General features: G+C 35.2%; 18 protein-coding genes and 1 tRNA gene. 7 read left to right on the top strand and 12 right to left on the bottom strand.

Annotation, left to right across the window (positions count from 1 at the left end):
• Positions 1-41 precede the first annotated feature (41 nt).
• From HQN85_RS11565 to miaA, 7 genes are all read left to right on the top strand, one after another.
• On the top strand, positions 42-860 hold the full coding sequence (locus HQN85_RS11565) for a 2,3,4,5-tetrahydropyridine-2,6-dicarboxylate N-succinyltransferase (protein ID WP_173272279.1): 819 nt from the start codon (positions 42-44) through the stop codon (positions 858-860).
• Positions 860-1,783 (top strand): glycosyltransferase, encoded by a 924-nt coding sequence (locus tag HQN85_RS11560; RefSeq protein WP_173272277.1) that lies wholly within the window; start codon positions 860-862, stop codon positions 1,781-1,783. Before HQN85_RS11565 ends, HQN85_RS11560 begins: the two co-directional genes overlap by 1 nt.
• The gene (locus HQN85_RS11555) at positions 1,780-2,583 is read left to right on the top strand and encodes a glycosyltransferase family 2 protein (protein ID WP_173272275.1); all 804 of its coding nucleotides are present in this window, start codon (positions 1,780-1,782) and stop codon (positions 2,581-2,583) included. Before HQN85_RS11560 ends, HQN85_RS11555 begins: the two co-directional genes overlap by 4 nt.
• Positions 2,576-3,142 carry an L-threonylcarbamoyladenylate synthase gene (locus HQN85_RS11550; RefSeq protein ID WP_173272273.1) on the top strand — a complete coding sequence of 189 codons (567 nt, stop codon included), beginning with the start codon at positions 2,576-2,578 and terminating at the stop codon, positions 3,140-3,142. The genes HQN85_RS11555 and HQN85_RS11550 overlap by 8 nt, the downstream gene beginning before the upstream one ends.
• A 105-nt stretch (positions 3,143-3,247) precedes the next feature.
• Positions 3,248-4,654: a CCA tRNA nucleotidyltransferase gene (locus HQN85_RS11545; protein ID WP_173272271.1), complete on the top strand. Its 1,407-nt coding sequence runs from the start codon at positions 3,248-3,250 to the stop codon at positions 4,652-4,654.
• A 62-nt stretch (positions 4,655-4,716) separates the two neighbouring features.
• Positions 4,717-5,367, top strand: a complete 651-nt coding sequence (locus HQN85_RS11540; RefSeq protein ID WP_173272269.1) for an IS1096 element passenger TnpR family protein — start codon at positions 4,717-4,719, stop codon at positions 5,365-5,367.
• A gap of 88 nt (positions 5,368-5,455) precedes the next feature.
• On the top strand, positions 5,456-6,379 hold the full coding sequence (miaA, locus tag HQN85_RS11535; protein WP_173272268.1) for a tRNA (adenosine(37)-N6)-dimethylallyltransferase MiaA: 924 nt from the start codon (positions 5,456-5,458) through the stop codon (positions 6,377-6,379).
• Positions 6,380-6,404: 25 nt separating this feature from the next.
• On the opposite strand, the gene HQN85_RS11530 is transcribed toward miaA, so the two are convergent.
• From HQN85_RS11530 to tuf, 12 genes are all read right to left on the bottom strand, one after another.
• Positions 6,405-6,719 (bottom strand): DUF3467 domain-containing protein, encoded by a 315-nt coding sequence (locus HQN85_RS11530; protein WP_173272266.1) that lies wholly within the window; start codon positions 6,717-6,719, stop codon positions 6,405-6,407.
• Positions 6,720-6,776: 57 nt separating this feature from the next.
• Positions 6,777-7,511 carry a hypothetical protein gene (locus HQN85_RS11525; RefSeq protein ID WP_173272264.1) on the bottom strand — a complete coding sequence of 245 codons (735 nt, stop codon included), beginning with the start codon at positions 7,509-7,511 and terminating at the stop codon, positions 6,777-6,779.
• A gap of 159 nt (positions 7,512-7,670) precedes the next feature.
• Positions 7,671-11,960 (bottom strand): DNA-directed RNA polymerase subunit beta', encoded by a 4,290-nt coding sequence (gene rpoC / locus HQN85_RS11520; RefSeq protein WP_173272262.1) that lies wholly within the window; start codon positions 11,958-11,960, stop codon positions 7,671-7,673.
• 86 nt (positions 11,961-12,046) lie between these two features.
• Complete coding sequence (rpoB, locus tag HQN85_RS11515) at positions 12,047-15,853, bottom strand: DNA-directed RNA polymerase subunit beta (RefSeq protein ID WP_173272260.1); 3,807 nt, start codon at positions 15,851-15,853, stop codon at positions 12,047-12,049.
• A gap of 153 nt (positions 15,854-16,006) precedes the next feature.
• Complete coding sequence (rplL, locus tag HQN85_RS11510) at positions 16,007-16,384, bottom strand: 50S ribosomal protein L7/L12 (RefSeq protein ID WP_173272259.1); 378 nt, start codon at positions 16,382-16,384, stop codon at positions 16,007-16,009.
• A gap of 63 nt (positions 16,385-16,447) precedes the next feature.
• Positions 16,448-16,969 (bottom strand): 50S ribosomal protein L10, encoded by a 522-nt coding sequence (rplJ, locus tag HQN85_RS11505; RefSeq protein ID WP_173272257.1) that lies wholly within the window; start codon positions 16,967-16,969, stop codon positions 16,448-16,450.
• A 2-nt stretch (positions 16,970-16,971) separates the two neighbouring features.
• Entirely contained in the window at positions 16,972-17,670 is a 699-nt protein-coding gene (rplA, locus tag HQN85_RS11500) for a 50S ribosomal protein L1 (RefSeq protein ID WP_055132255.1), read from the bottom strand.
• A gap of 23 nt (positions 17,671-17,693) precedes the next feature.
• Positions 17,694-18,137, bottom strand: coding sequence for a 50S ribosomal protein L11 (rplK, locus tag HQN85_RS11495; protein ID WP_113652284.1), 444 nt, complete (start codon positions 18,135-18,137; stop codon positions 17,694-17,696).
• Positions 18,138-18,292: 155 nt separating this feature from the next.
• Entirely contained in the window at positions 18,293-18,835 is a 543-nt protein-coding gene (gene nusG / locus HQN85_RS11490) for a transcription termination/antitermination protein NusG (protein WP_173272255.1), read from the bottom strand.
• A 13-nt stretch (positions 18,836-18,848) separates the two neighbouring features.
• Positions 18,849-19,040: a preprotein translocase subunit SecE gene (gene secE, locus HQN85_RS11485; protein ID WP_173272253.1), complete on the bottom strand. Its 192-nt coding sequence runs from the start codon at positions 19,038-19,040 to the stop codon at positions 18,849-18,851.
• Positions 19,041-19,056: 16 nt separating this feature from the next.
• Positions 19,057-19,127: transfer RNA gene (locus HQN85_RS11480), tRNA-Trp, on the bottom strand.
• Positions 19,128-19,206: 79 nt separating this feature from the next.
• On the bottom strand, positions 19,207-20,394 hold the full coding sequence (gene tuf, locus HQN85_RS11475; protein ID WP_173272251.1) for an elongation factor Tu: 1,188 nt from the start codon (positions 20,392-20,394) through the stop codon (positions 19,207-19,209).
• Positions 20,395-20,477: the final 83 nt, after the last annotated feature.

The following is a 20,477-nucleotide window of genomic DNA, read 5'->3' as shown; positions in this document are numbered from 1 at the left end:
TACATAAAATTGACTTATTTTGTAAAAAAAATAAAAATACAATGATTGAAGATTTAAAGAAATTAATAGAAGCCGCTTGGGAAGACAGATCTTTGTTAGCCTATAATAACTACTGTGAAGCAATTGAAGAGGTAATTTTAAGATTAGATAGAGGTACATTGCGTGTAGCTGAACCTGTTTTAAATAGTTGGGGAATTAATGAATGGATCAAAAAAGCTGTGATTTTATATTTCCCTATTAATGAAATGAAAGAAATTAAAGTTGGTCCTTTCGTATACCATGATAAAATGGATTTGAAAACCAATTATAAAGATCAAGGTGTTCGAGTTGTACCTATGGCTAGTGCTCGTTATGGTGCTTATTTAGCAAAAGGTGTAATCATGATGCCTTCTTATGTAAATATTGGCGCTTACATTGATGAAGACACGATGGTAGATACTTGGGCAACCGTTGGTTCGTGTGCTCAAATTGGTAAACGTGTACATTTAAGTGGTGGAGTGGGTATTGGCGGTGTATTAGAACCTGTTCAAGCATCACCAGTTATTATCGAAGATGATTGTTTCCTTGGATCAAGAGCTATAGTTGTTGAAGGTGTTAAATTAGAAAAAGAAGTGGTTTTAGGCGCAAACGTTGTTTTAACTGCATCTACAAAAATTATAGATGTAACTGGCGAAAAACCAATTGAGTATAAAGGTGTTGTTCCTGCTCGTTCGGTAGTAATTCCTGGTTCATATACTAAGAAATTCCCTGCTGGAGATTTTCAAGTTCCATGTGCATTAATTATTGGAAAACGTAAAGAATCAACCGATAAAAAAACTTCACTTAATGATGCATTAAGAGAAAATAATGTAGCTGTTTAATGATTTTAAGTAAAGGATCTGAAATTGTACCGATATCAATTGCAATGTGCACTTATAATGGTGCAAAATACATTGATGAGCAATTGGAAACAATTTTAGCGCAAGATTATCCTTTACATGAAATTATTGTAGTTGATGACCGGTCATCTGATCATACTTTTAAAATTCTAGAAGATTGGCAGGGGAAATATCCTTCTTTATTTAAACTTTACTTAAATGAGGAGAATCTTGGTTTCGACAAAAATTTTGAAAAAGCTATTTCTTTGTGTAGCGGAGATTTAATTGCTATTGCAGATCAGGATGATGTTTGGATGAAAGACAAATTAAGTTCTTTAGTCGAATTATTTGCAGATCAACATGTAACGCTAGCACACGGCGCTTCAATTACCCTTAAAAATGGGAATTTACACCACTTTTCAGGTCAGTTGAAGCGTTATAAACTTTTTGAAGGAAGCGATAGTAGAAAATTATTTCTGCTAAATCAATTGAGTGGACATAATATCATGTTCAGAAAATCAATTTTACAACAAGCTATACCCATTCCAGATTTTATGCCATACGATTGGTGGCTAGCACTAAATGCAACTACGTTAGGCGAAATTAAAGCGGTTAAAAGATATCTAGTTCATCATAGGAAACACGGGGACAATGCATTTTTCAGTAAAAAAAGAATAAAAAACCCTTTAACATTACTATCAAGATTATTATTGTTTAAGCAAATACAAAATTTAAGTTCAGAGAGCCGCTTATTTCTTGATGAATTTATTGCACATGCACAACAACATGAACAAGCGCCAACTTCTAAAATTGATTGGCACTTTTTCAAATTTTTAATAAATCATAGCAAAATTATCTTTGGTCATAAAAAAAGACTATTTCCAGCATTTACCTTTTTAACAAACTCCATTAAATTTGCAAAATGAAGGTATCCTTAATCATTGCAACTTATAATTGGCCACAAGCTTTAGAACTTGCTGTTTTAAGTGCATTTAAGCAAAGTAGGTTACCTGATGAAATAATTATTGCCGATGATGGATCCACAGAGCAAACTAGGTTAGAAATTAAAAAACTCACCGAAAAAAGTAAAGTACCAATCATCCACCTTTGGCAAGAAGACAATGGTTTTCAAAAAACATCTATTCTGAATAAGGCATTTGCAAAAAGTACCGGAGATTATATTATTCAAATTGATGGAGATATTATTCTTCATCATCATTTTATTAAAGATCATTTAGGATTAGCTAAAAAGAATGCATTCATTCAGGGTGGTAGGGTATTATTAGGTCCTGAAATATCTGAGAAGATTTTGTCCAGCAAAAACACAGATGTAAATATTTTCGCTAATGATATTAAAAGAAGAAAAGATGGTATTCGTTTTTTAGCGCTCTCTAATTTTATTGCCGCTGGATATAGAAATAGCCATCCAAAATATTTTGCAAGAGGTGCGAATATGTCTTTTTGGAGAGAAGATTTAATATTAACAAACGGTTATAATGAAGATTTCTCTGGATGGGGTCATGAAGATAGTGAACTTACTATCCGATTATTGAATGCTGGCAAGCAGAAACTACAACTTAAATTTGGCGGTATTGCTTATCACATTTATCATAAAGAAGAAACTTCCAAAAAACAAGATCAAAAAAACAGAGAACTATTAGAAAACACCGTTAAATCTGGAATAATTTTCACACCAAAAGGTTTAAATCAATATTTAGATGCTTAGAGAAGAAGTTAATAAAGCTTTAGAGATTTTAAAAAATGGAGGAGTAATTCTCTACCCTACTGATACAGTTTGGGGGCTGGGTTGCGATGCTACAAATGAAGAAGCTGTGGCCAAAATAAATGAAATTAAAGGTCGTGCTTCAGATAAAAGCCTAATTGTTCTTTTAGAAAACGACAATAAATTGCAAAGCTATGTGACTGAAATTCCAGATGTTGCTTATGAGTTAATTGAATATGCTGAAAATCCATTAACTATTGTTTTTTCTGGTGCAAAAAACTTAGCTAAAAATGTAATTAATCTGGATGGCACTGTAGGAATTAGAGTTGTAAAACATGATTTCTGCGAGCAGTTAATTCAGCGTTTTCGCAAACCTATTGTTTCTACTTCCGCCAATATTAGCGGCCAACCTACACCTAAATTTTTCGATGAAATTAGTGATGAGGTTAAAGATGCCGTTGATTATATTGTAGACTTAGAACAGGAAAATCGAAGTCCAAAAAAACCCTCAACTATTATTAAGTTAGGCCCGTCTGGCCAATTTGAATTTATACGTAAGTAATTTTACTATTTTTGCATAAATTTTTAAACCAAATCGCCCCTAAATTTATTCAGAGTCTGCCTATTAAAAGATGCTGAATAAATCAGTATCGCGATATACCTAATCATGCAGCAACATCTACAAAATCCAATATTTAAAGTTTTAGCTACTATTGCTGATCAAACCAATACAGAAACTTATGTTATTGGAGGATTTGTACGTGATTTATTTTTAAATCGATCATCAAAAGATATTGACATTGTAATAGTTGGCAATGGGATTGAGTTTGCCGAAAGAGTTGGTCTACATTTAAAAACTAAGGTCGCAGTATTTAAGAACTTCGGCACTGCTATGCTAAAGTATAACGATTTGGAAATTGAATTTGTTGGGGCTAGACAAGAATCATATCGGTCTAATTCTCGTAAACCAATTGTAGAAAACGGCACTTTAGAAGATGATCAGTTGCGAAGAGATTTCACGATTAATGCACTGGCAATATCTCTTAATAAATCTAATTATGGCAGTTTAATCGATCCATTTAATGGCTTAGCAGATTTAGAACAGAAATTAATTCGTACACCATTAGATCCTAAAATTACTTTTTCTGATGATCCGCTTCGCATGATGAGAGCCATCCGCTTTGCGACTCAATTAAATTTTAATATTGATGAAAAAGCAATTGAAGCGATTAAATCTCAGAAAGAGAGAATAAGTATTGTATCAAAAGAACGAATTACAGATGAGTTGAATAAAATTATTTTAGCCAAAACTCCATCAATTGGTTTTAACTATTTATTCGATACTGGTTTATTACATCTCATTTTTCCACAAATGGCTGCTTTATATGGAGTAGAAGTTATAAAAGGAAAAGGCCATAAAGATAATTTTTATCACACTCTACAAGTATTAGATAACATTTGCGAAACAACAGATGATCTCTGGCTACGTTGGGCAGCCATTTTACACGATATTGCTAAACCGCCAACTAAAAGATTTGAAGAAGGGCACGGCTGGACTTTTCATGGTCATGAAGATAAAGGAGCGAGGATGGTTCCTCAAATTTTTGCACAATTAAAACTTCCATTAAATGAAAAAATGAAGTTTGTGCAAAAATTAGTTCAACTTCATTTACGCCCAATTGTTTTAGCACAAGAAAAAGTGACCGATTCTGCAGTGCGGAGGTTACTTTTTGAAGCTGGAGAGGAAATTGAAAGCCTAATGCTTTTATGTAATGCGGATATAACTACCAAAAACGAGTATAAGATTAAAAAATACAGAAATAATTTTGAGCTAGTTAAACAAAAACTAAAAGATGTTGAAGAGCGTGATCAACTTCGAAACTGGCAACCCCCTATTTCTGGAAACGACATTATGGAAACATTCAATTTAAATGCTGGTAGGGAGGTTGGAATACTAAAAAATGCAATTCGAGAAGCTATTTTAGAAGGTGAAATAACAAACAATTACGAAGAGGCGTTTAACTTTATGTTAAAGAAAGCTAGCGAATTAGGTTTAAAACCAATTACTAGATAGCTTTAAAATCCTAAAATTATTTTTTATTTCTTAATTTTACAGATAGAAACAGTATACTGAAAATGGCAATTTATAGATTTAAAATTTCTTTTGAAGATTTTGACGACATAGTAAGAGAAATCGATATTAAAACCACTCAAACGTTTGAAGATTTACACAGAGCAATTCATCGTTCTACTGGCTATAACGCCGATAAATCTTCGTCATTTTATGTAAGTACTGATAACTGGATTAAAGGTGATGAAATTGCTTTATTACCTAATGAACGTAAAATAAATAACGGTGTTACCTTAATGGAAAATGCCAAATTGAGTAGTTTTATTGAAGATCCACATCAAAAATTTTATTACATCTACAACTTCGAACGTCCTTTTGATTTTCATGTAGAATTGATTAAAATTATTCTAGAAAACGATCCGAATATTGAATATCCATTTTTAGTAAAAAGCATAGGTGAAGCTCCTAAAATTATTGAAAAAAATGCAGGTGGTTTTGCGGTAAGTAGTGCTGCTGCTTCAACCGATTTTGACTTCTTAAATGAAATGGACTTCGTTCCTGAAGATACTGAAGAATTGGAAGCAATGGGCGGCAGAGGTATCAACGCTGAAGAAGGTGATGATGATAGTGAAGAAGAGGAAGAAAAAGATGACTTTGCAGATGGTGATGATTTTGCGGACGAGGAATACGGTAGCGGGAAGGAAGAAGATTATTAATTTCTATTAATGCGTGATCCTGAATTTATTTCAGGATCCGTAATCAAAAAAATGCTGAAAATAAAGACAGCATAACAAAAAAGGTCCTATGCCACAAAAAACTTTAATTGTAGTAGTTGGGCCAACTGCCATCGGTAAAACTGCATTAGCTATTGAGCTTGCCAAGTTTTACCATAGCGAAATTATTTCTGCAGATTCACGCCAATTTTTTAAGGAAATGAATATTGGTACGGCTAAGCCCTCAAAAGAGGAATTGGCTATTGCCCCACATCATTTTATTGATTCTCATAGCATAGAAACACTATTTAGCACTGGAGATTTTGAAGTCCAAGCCCTTCAATTAATACAAGAACTTTTTAAAAAGCATAATATCTTAATCTTGGTTGGCGGTTCTGGTTTATATATTGATGCGATTTGCAAAGGATTAGATGATTTACCCGAAATTGACTTAACAATTCGTGAAAAATTAAATAAAAAACTGGCAGATGAAGGCATTGAAGCAATTAGAATGCAACTTCAAGAATTAGACCCTGAATATTTTGCTAAAGTAGATCAATCTAATCCTCAACGCATGATTAGAGGTTTAGAAGTTGTGCTTTCTACAGGCCAAAAATTGAGTTCTTTTTTAACGGCAAATAAAAAAGAAAGGCCATTCAATATAATCAAAATCGGCCTAAATACAGATAGAGCTTTACTTTACGAACGCATTAATCATCGTGTAGATTTAATGATGGAAGCAGGTCAACTTGCAGAAGTTGAAGGCTTGTTTCCTTACCGTCAATACAATGCATTAAACACTGTAGGTTACTCTGAGTTGTTCGATTATTTAGATGGAAAAATCGAATTATCTTCTGCAGTTGCAATGATTAAACAAAACACACGCAGGTTTGCTAAACGTCAACTTACATGGTTTAGACGAGATGAAAACACAACTTGGTTTGAGCCACATCAAGTTCAAGAAGTAATTCAACTTATAGAAGATAAATTAAAAATTAAGCAACCCAACGTATAACTTTCAACTTAAAACCTTTAACTTATTATGCTTGCGCCGTTGGTCCGCCAAAATTCATAGGAAAACCTGGAGGCTCTTCTTGTGTTTTTATTCTTCCGTTTATTGCTTCAAATTTTTCAACATTATCTAACATTGCATGAACTAATCTTTTCGCATGCTCAGGCGTTAAAATAATTCTAGATTTCACTTTCGCTTTTGGTACTCCTGGCATTACTCTTATAAAATCTAACACAAACTCTGTATTAGAATGAGTTATGATGGCTAAGTTTGAAAATATACCTTCAGCAATTTCTTCGGATAGCTCTATATTTAATTGGTTTTCGTTTTGTTGTTCTTCCATAAAACAAAACTAGCACTTTATCTCTAAAGTGCTAGTCAATTTCAATTATCGTATAAATTATTTATTAAAATAGAATCTCATTCCTTCATTACTTCCATCCAATAGCTTCATACTTGTTGCATAACCAACAGTATTGTACTCATAACTTCTTTTTTGAACGTTAATAATTGCACCATTTAAGGTTTTGATTTCTGTTGCATTATTTTTAGAAGCTGGGTTACCATAAAAAATGATAGCAACTCCTTCAGCTAAACTAAAAGGATTCAATTTATCATCATAAGCGGTATAAGTTGAAGTATAAGTTCCTGAACTAGCAGTAGCAAGATTATCACCAATCCAAGTATAGTCTGCATTGTATGGTGTAACAGCAGTATTTGAATATGTAATTCCAATTTTACTAATCTTACCTGAAGAATTATAAGTAATTATTTTAGTATTGCTATTTGTTCCATCTGAATTAGTAACTTTTATCAGCTGACCTGTAGAATTATATTCTAGCGTATAGGTAACTGTAACGTTTTGTTTGTATGTTCCAGTAAGTGATGCTAACTTGTTTGCCGAATTATAGCTTGTAGTAAAAGTTGTTCCTCCATAAACTAAACTTGTTAAAGTTCCTTTAGCATCATATATAAATTCCATACTTGTTGATTCTACACCAGTTGATGGATTCCAATTACTAACTTTTACCAGCTGCTGAGTTTGCTTAGGCTCTACTGTTTCACTCTTCTTGCAAGAAATTAAACTAGTAGCGATAATAAATAATAGTAAGCCTTTAAGAAAATTATTTTTCATTGTTTGTGATTTTGATTTTGTAAATATCCATTCAAAAAAACAATTAATATATACCACAAACACGGCATATTTAACTAAGGGTTATTGGGTACAAAAAAATCCCTAGCGAATTAACACTAGGGATTTTATTTACATTTCCTTTCAGAAATTTATGACTAATTATGCTTCTACTTCTTCTTCCGCTTTAGAAGCTAATAATTTATCGTATTCTTCTTGAGAACCAACAATGATACGCTCATATCCACGAACACCAGTACCTGAAGGAATCAAGTGACCAACGATAACGTTTTCTTTTAAGCCTAACATGTTATCACGTTTACCTGCGATAGCTGCTTCATTCAGTACTTTAGTAGTTTCCTGGAATGATGCTGCAGAGATAAACGATTTGGTACCTAATGAAGCTCTAGTAATACCTTGTAAGATTGAACTCGCTGTTGCAGGTTGTGCATCGCGTACTTCAATTTGTTTCAAATCTTTACGTTTTAATTGAGAATTTTCATCTCTTAATTTACGTAGAGAAAGAATCTGACCTGGTTTTATTACTTCAGAGTCACCTGCATCTACAACAACTTTTTTGTCATAGATTTCATCGTTCTCAACTTGGAAGTCCCATCTATCAACAGAATCATTTTCTAAGAAACGAGTATCACCCGGATCTTCGATATGAACTTTCTGCATCATTTGGTGTACAATTACTTCAAAGTGTTTATCGTTAATTTTCACACCTTGTAAACGGTAAACCTCTTGGATACCATTTACTAAGTACTCTTGTACAGCTGCTGGACCTTTAATTGCTAAAATATCAGCTGGAGAAATCGATCCATCAGATAATGGCATACCTGCTTTCACAAAGTCATTATCTTGTACCAAAATGTGTTTAGACAATGGAACTAGATATTTTTTAACTTCTCCATCTTTACTTTCGATAGTCATTTCGCGATTACCACGTTTAACACCACCTAAAGTTACCACACCATCAATCTCAGTTACTACAGCTGGGTTAGATGGATTACGTGCTTCAAATAACTCAGTTACACGTGGTAAACCACCCGTAATATCTCGAGTTTTACCTGTTGCACGAGGAATTTTAACTAAGATTTGACCAGTTTGAATAGAATCACCTTCATCAATTGCAATGTGGGCACCTACTGGAATGTTATACGCTCTAATTAGTTCACCTTTTTTATCTACTACTCTGATAGATGGATTTTTAGTTTTATCACGTGTATCGATAATTACTTTCTCACGGTGACCTGTTTGTTCATCAGATTCTTCACGGAAAGTTACGCCTTCAACAATCGCATCAAACTCGATTTTACCTGCAAATTCTGAGATAATAACCGCGTTATATGGATCCCACGAACAAATCTTATCGCCTTTAGAGATTTTATCTCCTTCTTTCACATATAAGAATGCACCATAAGGAACGTTATTAGTTACGATTACCTTACCAGTACCTGGCTCAGTAATTTTAAACTCTCCAGAACGACCTAGTACAATATCAACTTTGCCTTCTTCTGTTTGAGTTTCTACCGTACGTAAGTTTTCAAATTCGATAACTCCATCAAATTTAGCGTTGATTTGAGATTCGTTGGCAATGTTAGATGCCGTACCACCCACGTGGAATGTACGAAGTGTTAACTGTGTACCCGGCTCACCGATTGACTGTGCAGCAATTACACCTACAGCCTCACCTCTTTGAACACGTTTACCAGATGCCAAGTTACGTCCGTAACATAAAGCACAAACACCACGTTTATTCTCGCAAGTTAATACCGAACGAATTTCAATACCTTCTAATGGAGATTCTTCGATCGCTTTAGCAATATCTTCTTCAATATCTGCACCTGCACCAACTAATAAATCGCCAGTTAATGGGTGATAAACATCATGTAAAGAAGTACGTCCTAAAATACGTTCATATAATGGTTCAACAACATCTTCATTATCTTTTAATGCTGTAGTGTACATACCTCTTAAAGTACCACAATCTACCGCATTAACAATCATATCTTGTGCAACGTCATGTAAACGACGAGTTAAGTAACCCGCATCAGCTGTTTTTAACGCTGTATCCGCCAATCCTTTACGAGCACCGTGAGTAGAGATAAAGTATTCTAATACCGATAATCCTTCTTTAAAGTTAGATAAGATTGGGTTTTCGATAATCTCACCACCTGAACCAGATTTTTGAGGCTTAGCCATCAAACCACGCATACCTGCTAACTGACGAATTTGCTCCTTAGAACCACGGGCTCCAGAGTCAAGCATCATATAAACAGAGTTGAAACCTTGGTTATCGCTAGACAATTGGTTCATTACAAACGTAGTTAAACGGTTGTTGATACGTGTCCAGATATCGATAATTTGGTTGTAACGCTCGTTGTTGGTAATGAAACCCATGTTGTAGTTGTTTCTTACCTCTTCAACTTCGCCAGCTGCTTGTTCTAGTAAAGTATGTTTCTCTACTGGAATATTAACATCTTGCAAGTTAAATGATAATCCACCTTGGAAAGCCATTTTAAATCCAAGCTCTTTGATATCATCAAGGAATCTTGCAGAACGAGCCATACCAGTCATTTTTACTACTTCACCAATAATATCTCTTAAAGATTTTTTGGTTAATAGTTCGTTGATATAACCCACTTCTTCTGGCACCATTTGGTTGAATAAAACTCTACCAACAGTAGTTTCAGTTAATTTATTTACAATCGTTCCATCCTCTTGTTTTACATTAACTTTCACTTTAATGAAAGCGTGTAAATCAATTTTCTTTTCGTTGTAAGCAATAATTACTTCTTCCGGAGAATAGAATGATGAATCTTGTCCTTTAACTACACGGTTTGCATCAGTTCTACGGCCTTTAGTAATATAATAAAGACCCAAAACCATATCCTGAGATGGAACAGTAATTGGTGTACCATTTGCAGGGTTTAAGATGTTGTGTGCAGCTAGCATCAATACTTGGGCTTCCAAAATTGCGGCATGACCTAAAGGTAAATGCACAGCCATCTGGTCACCGTCAAAATCCGCGTTAAATGCAGTACAAACTAACGGGTGTAATTGAATTGCTTTTCCTTCTACTAATTTAGGTTGGAAAGACTGAATACCTAGCCTGTGCAAAGTAGGAGCACGGTTTAGTAATACTGGGTGTCCTTTCAATACGTTTTCAAGAATATCCCAAACTAATGGATCCTTTCTATCTACGATTTTCTTAGCAGACTTAACTGTTTTCACTATTCCACGCTCAATCATCTTACGAATGATAAACGGTTTGAATAGCTCAGCAGCCATATCTTTAGGTAAACCACACTCATGCAATTTAAGGTTTGGTCCTACAACAATTACCGAACGAGCAGAATAATCTACACGTTTACCTAGTAAGTTTTGACGGAAACGACCTTGTTTACCTTTTAAAATATCTGATAACGATTTTAATGCTCTGTTACCTTCAGTTTTAACAGCATTTACTTTACGTGAGTTATCGAATAACGAATCTACAGCTTCCTGTAACATACGTTTTTCGTTACGTAAAATAACTTCTGGTGCTTTAATCTCGATCAAACGTTTTAAACGGTTATTACGGATAATTACACGACGATATAAATCGTTCAAATCTGAAGTTGCAAAACGACCACCTTCTAGAGGCACTAAAGGACGTAATTCTGGTGGAATAACTGGAACGATTTTAATAATCATCCACTCTGGGTTATTCTCAATACGAGTTCTAGCACCACGGAAAGCTTCTACAACTTGAAGGCGTTTTAAAGCCTCGTTTTTACGTTGTTGAGAAGTTTCGTTAGCAGCTTGGTGACGTAAATTGTAAGATAAGCTATCTAAATCAATACGTTTTAATAAATCTTCTAACGCTTCTGCTCCCATTTTGGCAACAAATTTATTAGGGTCTTTATCGTCTAAATATTGATTTTCTTTAGGTAATTTATCTAAGATATCTAAATATTCTTCCTCAGTTAAGAAGTCCATATAGTTGATACCTTGTTCTGCCATTAAACCAGCTTGAATTACTACATAACGTTCGTAATAAATGATCAAATCTAGTCTTTTGGTAGGTAAACCTAAAAGATAACCGATTTTGTTAGGTAAAGAACGGAAATACCAGATATGCGCTACAGGTACCACCAAATTGATGTGACCCATACGCTCTCTACGTACTTTTTTCTCAGTTACCTCAACACCACAACGGTCGCAAACAATACCTTTATAACGGATACGTTTGTATTTACCACAGTGACATTCGTAATCTTTTACTGGACCAAAAATACGCTCGCAAAACAAACCATCGCGTTCAGGTTTGTAAGTACGATAATTGATAGTCTCAGGTTTTAACACCTCACCACTTGAACGCTCTAAAATATTCTCAGGCGATGCCAAGCTAATGGTAATCGAGGTGAAATTGCTTTTTAATTTATTATCCTTTTTGTAAGACATACTAATGTGTTTAAATGTTGGAAGGTTTAAAAAGTTGGAATGTTTAGGCTAACCTTTCAACATTCCAACCTTACAACTTTTCAACGTTAGTCTAACGTAATATCTAAACCTAATCCGCGTAACTCATGTACCAATACATTAAATGATTCTGGTACACCTGGAGTTGGTAGGTTTTCGCCTTTAACGATGGCTTCGTAAGTTTTGGCTCTTCCAATAACATCATCAGATTTAACTGTTAAGATCTCTTGAAGAATATTAGCTGCACCAAATGCCTCTAATGCCCAAACCTCCATCTCACCAAAACGCTGACCACCGAATTGAGCTTTACCACCCAATGGTTGTTGTGTAATTAATGAGTATGGTCCGATAGAACGAGCGTGCATCTTATCATCAACCATGTGACCCAGTTTAAGCATATAAATAATACCCACTGTTGTTGGTTGATCAAATTTCTCACCAGTTAAACCATTGTGTAAGTAAGTTCTACCAGAAGCTGGTACACCTGCCTTAGCAATCCACTCTTCAACCTCATCAGATTTAGCACCATCAAAAATTGGAGTTGCAAATTTAACGCCCAATTCTTTACCGGCCCAAGCTAATACAGTTTCGTAGATCTGACCCAAGTTCATACGTGAAGGTACACCTAGTGGGTTCAACACAATATCAACTGGTGTTCCATCTTCTAAGAATGGCATATCTTCATCACGTACAATACGAGCAACAATACCCTTGTTACCGTGACGACCCGCCATCTTATCACCTACTTTTAATTTACGTTTTTTAGCTACATAAACTTTCGCCATTTGAACAATTCCTGATGGTAACTCATCACCAACACTAATTGCAAATTTATCGCGTTTATAAGCACCTAATTCTTCGTTTACACGAATACCATAGTTATGTAACAACAACTTGATTTGATCGTTTTTATCATCATCAGTTGTCCATTTGTATGGATTAATATGAGCATACTCTAGGTCTGCTAATATTTTCTGAGTAAACTTAGCTCCTTTAGCGATTAACATTTCCTTGTAAACATTGAATACACCTTGAGATGTTTTACCGTTTACGATTTGGAATAATTTATCAACTAATTCGTTTTTAAGGTTCTCTGTAGCTAAATTATATCTTTTATCTAATTTCTCAATTGCTGATTTTTCTTCTGCTTTAGTAGTTTTCTTAGCTCTTGAGAACAATTTAGTATCAATTACCACACCTTTAATTGAAGGTGGAGTTTTTAATGAAGCATCTTTAACATCACCAGCTTTATCACCAAAGATTGCACGAAGTAATTTCTCTTCTGGAGAAGGGTCAGACTCACCTTTTGGTGTAATTTTACCAATAAGGATATCACCTTCTTTTACTTCAGCACCAATACGGATGATACCGTTTTCATCTAAATCTTTAGTAGCTTCTTCAGAAACGTTAGGGATATCTGGAGTTAACTCCTCTTCACCACGTTTAGTATCACGTACTTCTAATTCAAACTCTTCAATGTGTAAAGAGGTAAAGATATCATCTCTAACAATACGCTCGTTAATTACAATCGCATCCTCAAAGTTATATCCTTGCCAAGGCATGAAAGCTACTTTTAAGTTTCTTCCTAATGCTAACTCTCCATTTTCAGTTGCATAACCTTCACATAAAACTTGTCCTTTGCTAACTTTCTCGCCTTTTTTAACGATAGGTTTTAAGTTGATACAAGTATTCTGGTTGGTTTTTTTGAACTTAGTTAATTTATAAGTTTTGCTATCACCTTCAAAAGATACCAAACGATCTCCATCGTTACGTACATATTTAATAGTGATTTCGTTAGCATCTACATATTCTACAACACCATCACCTTCTGCATTGATCAAAGTTCTTGAGTCACGAGCAACGCGACCTTCCAAACCTGTACCAACAATTGGAGCTTCTGGACGTAATAAAGGCACTGCCTGACGTTGCATGTTCGATCCCATCAAAGCCCTGTTCGCATCATCATGTTCCAAGAAAGGAATTAATGAAGCTGCGATAGAGGTAATTTGGTTAGGAGCAATATCCATTAAGTCTAATTTCTCAGGCTCAATAATTGGGAAGTCACCCTCATAACGTGCTTTAACTCTTGCAGTTGTAAAGTTACCTTTATCATCATATTCAGCATTAGCCTGAGCAATAGTTTTACCATCCTCATCCTCAGCCGAAAGATAAATTACATCTTTTTCTACTGCCACAACACCATTCTCAACAATTTTATAAGGAGTTTCGATGAAACCTAAATTGTTAATTTTAGCGTGTACACATAGTGATGAAATCAAACCAATGTTTGGTCCCTCTGGAGTTTCAATGGTACATAAACGACCATAGTGAGTATAGTGAACGTCACGAACCTCGAAACCAGCACGCTCACGTGATAAACCACCTGGGCCTAAAGCTGACAAACGACGTTTGTGTGTAATCTCTGCCAAAGGATTGGTTTGATCCATAAACTGAGATAATTGGTTTGTACCAAAGAATGAGTTAATAACCGACGATAAAGTACGGGCATTAATCAAATCAGTTGGTGTAAACACCTCATTATCACGAATGTTCATACGCTCACGGATAGTTCTAGCCATACGAGCTAAACCAACACCGAATTGCGCATATAATTGCTCACCTACTGTACGAACACGACGGTTAGACAAGTGATCAATATCATCCACTTCTTCTTTAGAGTTGATCAATTTGATCAAGTATTTAACAATAGCGATAATATCTGCTTTAGTTAATACTTTCACATGATCTGGAGTATCCATTTTTAACTTACGGTTGATACGGTATCTACCTACATCACCTAAGTCATAACGTTTATCAGAGAAAAATAAACGCTCAATGATACCTCTTGCAGTTTCTTCATCAGGTGGTTCTGCGTTACGCAAAGCACGATAGATGTTTTCAACAGCCTCTTTTTCAGAGTTTGAAGTATCTTTTTGTAAAGTATTGTATATAATGGTATAATCAGCTTGAGATGCACCATCTTCTTTAGACAAGATGATAGTTTTAACACCTGCATCGATGATCATATCGATATGGTCGTCTTCAAGAACGGTATCCCTATCTAAGATAACTTCATTACGATCTATAGAAACAACTTCACCTGTATCCTCATCTACAAAATCTTCAGTCCATTTTCTTAAAACTCTTGCAGCAAGTTTACGACCTGTATACTTCTTCAAACCAGATTTGCTAACTTTTACTTCGTCAGCAAGATCAAATAATTCTAAGATGTCTTTATCAGAATCATAACCGATTGCACGTAATAAGGTGGTTACCGGGAATTTTTTCTTACGGTCGATATACGCATACATTACGTTATTAACGTCTGTAGCGAACTCAATCCAAGAACCTTTAAAAGGAATCACACGAGCAGAGTACAGTTTAGTTCCATTTGTGTGACGGCTTTGACCGAAAAACACACCTGGAGATCTGTGCAATTGAGAAACAATTACACGTTCTGCACCGTTAATCACGAATGTACCTTTAGGAGTCATATATGGTATGGTTCCTAAGTATACATCTTGAATGATAGTTTCAAAATCCTCATGTTCTGCATCGTTACAAGAAAGTTTAAGCTTTGCTTTTAACGGAACACTGTAAGTTAACCCACGATCAATACATTCTGGAATGTCATAACGTGGTGGGTCAATAAAATAATCTAAAAATTCTAAAACGAATATGTTTCTAGAATCAGTGATTGGGAAATTTTCAGCAAATACTTTAAATAAACCTTCTGTGTGACGGTTATCTGAAGTGGTTTCTATCTGAAAAAATTCTCTAAATGATTGCAACTGCACATCCAGAAAATCTGGATAATCAATAATGTGCTTACTACGTGCAAAATTTACTCTTTGGTCTACGACTTTATTTGCCAAGGGACTAAATTTAATTTAGTTTAAGAATAAACTATTTGCTTGGTTTGCCTCGAAGCATTTCACCAACCAAACAAGATGAAATGTTTATAAACAGGAATAGACTCCGACTTTACAGTCGGAGTCTTTTCTTAAAGGTTCGTTAAAATTAAGTGATTACTTAATCTCAACTACAGCTCCAGCTTCTTCTAATTGTTTTTTCAAAGCTTCAGCTTCGTCTTTAGCAACACCAGCTTTTAATTCTTTTGGTGCACCATCAACTAAGTCTTTTGCTTCTTTCAAACCTAAACCAGTTAAGTCTTTAACAAGTTTTACAACTGCTAATTTCTGACCACCAGCTTCTTTCAAAATTACATCGAAAGTAGATTTTTCTTCAACTGCAGCAGCTTCGCCACCAGCAGCAGGACCTGCAACAGCAACTGCCGCAGCAGCTGGTTCGATACCATACTCGTCTTTTAAGATTTGAGCTAATTCGTTAACTTCTTTAACTGTTAAGTTTACTAATTGCTCAGCAAACGCTTTTAAATCTGCCATTTTATTAAGATTTTAAAAATTTACGTAAAATAATATTGTTTTAATTCGAACTTTAGGTGTTCGTTAACCTCTTTCTTGTAGTGTTTTAACTATACCTGCTAGTTTTCCACCGCTTGATTTTAATGCCGAAACAACGTTTTTAGCTGGTGATTGTAATAATCCTATGATATCGCCAATAAGCTCTTCTCTTGATTTAAGACTTACTAATGAATCTAGGTGATTATCACCAACAAATATTGCTGAGTCGATATAAGCTGCTTTAAGCACTGGTTTCTCTTCTTTACCTTTTCTTAAGGCTTTGATCAGCTTTGCTGGACCATTACCTACTTTTGAAAATAATAAAGCCGATTGACCTTTTAATGCTGTGAATATCTCAGATGAGTCGCCTTCTAATCCATCAATCGCAATTTTGATTAATGTATTTTTAGCAACTTTCATTTCGATACCGCTTTCGAAACATTTGCGACGGATGTTATTTACTTTCTCAACAGATAAGCCTGAGGTATCAGCAATATAAAAATTGCCATACTCTTGCATTTTCTCTTGTAGAGCTAAAACTACTTCTTGTTTTTCTTCTCTGTTCATAATTAGATCCCCGCTACTGATTTAGTTTCGATTGCAATTCCAGGACTCATTGTAGAAGACACGTGAATGCTTTTAAAATAAGTTCCTTTTGCAGCAGAAGGTTTTAATTTTGAAATCGTTTGAAGTACTTCTAACGCATTTTCATATATTTTCTCTGCTGAGAATGATACTTTTCCTATCGAAGCATGGATGATACCAGTTTTGTCAACTTTAAAATCAATCTTACCGCCTTTTACGTCAGTTACAGCTTTACCAACTTCGTTAGTTACTGTACCTGATTTTGGGTTTGGCATAAGGTTTCTTGGTCCTAAAACACGGCCCAATTTACCTACTTTTGCCATACAAGCAGGAGTAGTGATAATAATGTCAACATCTGTCCAACCACCTTCAATCTTAGCCACATATTCGTCTAAACCAACGAAATCTGCTCCTGCAGCTTTAGCCTCTTCTTCCTTATCAGGAGTACAAAGTACTAAAACACGTACAGTTTTACCTGTACCATGAGGTAAAGTAGCAATACCACGTACCATTTGATTAGCCTTACGTGGATCAACACCTAAACTCACATCGATATCAACCGATGCATCAAATTTAGTTGTAGTGATTTCTTTTACCAAAGCAGCCGCATCCTGTAAAGAATACGATTTGCCGATTTCTAGTTTAGCGTGTGCCAGTTTTTGATTTTTTGTTAATTTCGCCACTGTTGTAAACTGTTTTTTGTTAATTAATTTGTCCAGGGTGCATCACCACTAACGGTGATTCCCATACTGCGTGCTGTACCTGCTACCATTTTCATAGCAGATTCGATAGTGAATGCATTTAAATCAGTCATCTTATCTTCAGCAATTGACTTAACTTGATCCCAAGTCACCGAACCAACTTTCTTACGGTTGGGCTCAGCAGAACCACTCTGTAACTTAGTAGCTTCCAATAATTGGATAGCAACTGGAGGGGTTTTGATGATGAATTCGAAAGACTTGTCCACATATACAGTAATCACAACTGGTAATACTTTACCTGGCTTATCTTGGGTACGAGCATTGAATTGTTTACAAAACTCCATGATATTAACACCTTTAGCACCTAATGCAGGTCCTACTGGTGGTGATGGGTTTGCAGCTCCGCCTTTGATTTGTAATTTAACAAGTGCACCGACTTCTTTTGCCATTTTCTGATTTGTTAATTGTAATACTCAATGTTAAATATTGGAAGCATGTAACATTTTGTTCCTTTTGAGAATGGGATATAAAAATCCACATAAACCAAAAGGACTGCAAAGATATGAATAATCTTGCAGTCCTCAAATATATTTTGTAAAAAAACTTATTCTTTTTCTACTTGCATGTAGTTAAGCTCTAATGGTGTTTTACGCCCAAAGATTTTAACCATTACTTTTAATTTTTTCTTTTCTTCGTTAACCTCTTCAATTACTCCAGTAAAACCGTTGAAAGGACCATCCATTACTTTAATGTTCTCACCTACATAGTAAGCAATATTCATTGTTTCACCTTGCTGGCTCATTTCATCAACCTTACCTAAAATACGGTTAACTTCTGCTTGACGCATTGGAATTGCATTTCCAGCTTTATCACCTAAAAATCCAATAACACTATTTATTCCTTTAATAATATGTTCCAATTCTCCGTCTAAAACTGCTTCTATTAAAACATAACCAGGATAAAAATTACGTTCTTTTGCAATTTTCTTTCCTTCTTTCATTTGATAGTATTTCTCCATAGGAATTAATACTTGAGGAACCAAATGAGAAAGACCTAAACGGCTAATTTCAGAATCGATATACTGTTTTACTTTTTTCTCTTTACCACTTACCGCTCTAACTACATACCACTTTAACTGATCGTTCATCTAGTACTATAATTTAAAGTGATTTATAAAAAGTTGATAATATATAGTTAGCACCATTATCCATTGCATAAATTACTATAGCAATAATTAGTGATGCGACTAAAACCAATACTGCAGAATTTTGCAATTCACCCCAAGTAGGCCAAGTTACCTTCTGAGTCATTTCTTCGTACGATTCTTTAATAAATTGAACTACACTAGCCATATTTATAATTTTTATGCACGGGAACAAGGATTCGAACCCTGATCAAAGGTTTTGGAGACCTCTATTCTACCATTGAACTATTCCCGTAATTAGAAAGCAAAGTACTCAAGGTAAAATCTTAAGTACTTTGCAATCATATATCCTTAAGCCTTAGGGCTTGCGGTTACTATTTTAAAATTTCAGTTACCTGACCAGCACCTACAGTTCTACCACCTTCACGGATAGCGAAACGTAGACCTTTTTCCATTGCGATTGCGTTAATTAACTTTACAGTAATTGTAACGTTATCACCTGGCATTACCATTTCAGTTCCTTCAGCTAATGAAATCTCACCAGTTACGTCTGTAGTACGGAAATAGAATTGTGGACGGTATTTGTTAAAGAATGGAGTGTGACGTCCACCTTCTGCTTTTGATAATACATAGATCTCAGCTTTGAAATCTGTGTGAGGAGTTACTGAACCTGGTTTACAGATTACCATACCACGACGGATATCAGTTTTCTCAATACCACGTAACAATAAACCTACGTTATCACCTGCTTCACCATAATCAAGAATTTTACGGAACATCTCAACACCAGTTACTGTAGATTTTAAGTTCTCAGCACCCATACCTAAGATTTCAACTGGATCACCAGAGTTGATTACACCACGCTCAATACGACCAGTTGCTACAGTACCACGACCAGTGATCGAGAATACATCTTCAACAGGCATTAAGAATGGAAGATCAGTCAAACGTGGAGGAATTGGAATATAGCTATCAACAGCATCCATTAATTCCATAATTTTAGCTACCCATTTTGGATCACCATTTAAACCACCAAGAGCTGAACCTTGAATTACAGGAATATCATCACCAGGGAATTCATAGAAAGATAATAATTCACGAACTTCCATTTCTACTAGTTCTAGTAATTCTGGATCATCCACCATATCAACTTTGTTCATGAAAACAACTAATGAAGGTACACCTACCTGACGAGCTAATAGAATGTGCTCGCGAGTTTGTGGCATTGGACCATCTGTAGCTGCAACAACGATAATTGCACCGTCCATTTGAGCAGCACCAGTAACCATGTTTTTCACGTAATCCGCGTGACCTGGACAGTCAACGTGTGCGTAGTGACGGTTAGCTGTTGAATACTCAACGTGAGCTGTATTAATCGTGATACCTCTTTCTTTTTCCTCTGGAGCAGAGTCAATTGATTCGAATGAACGTGCCTCAGATAAACCAGCATCAGCTAAACATTTAGTGATAGCTGCTGTTAAGGTTGTTTTACCGTGGTCAACGTGACCGATAGTGCCGATGTTTAAGTGCGGCTTGCTGCGGTCAAACTTTTCTTTTGCCATGTTTTTATACTTATTAGTAGGTTAACTTTTTTATTTATTTATTGTTTGATACAAATTCAATACAAAAAACCTTGCTCATTCTG

This window comes from Pedobacter boryungensis, assembly GCF_013204825.1.
GTDB lineage: Bacteria > Bacteroidota > Bacteroidia > Sphingobacteriales > Sphingobacteriaceae > Pedobacter > Pedobacter boryungensis.
Note: the sequence above shows the minus strand (reverse complement) of the source record. Positions and strands in the feature narration are given on the sequence as shown.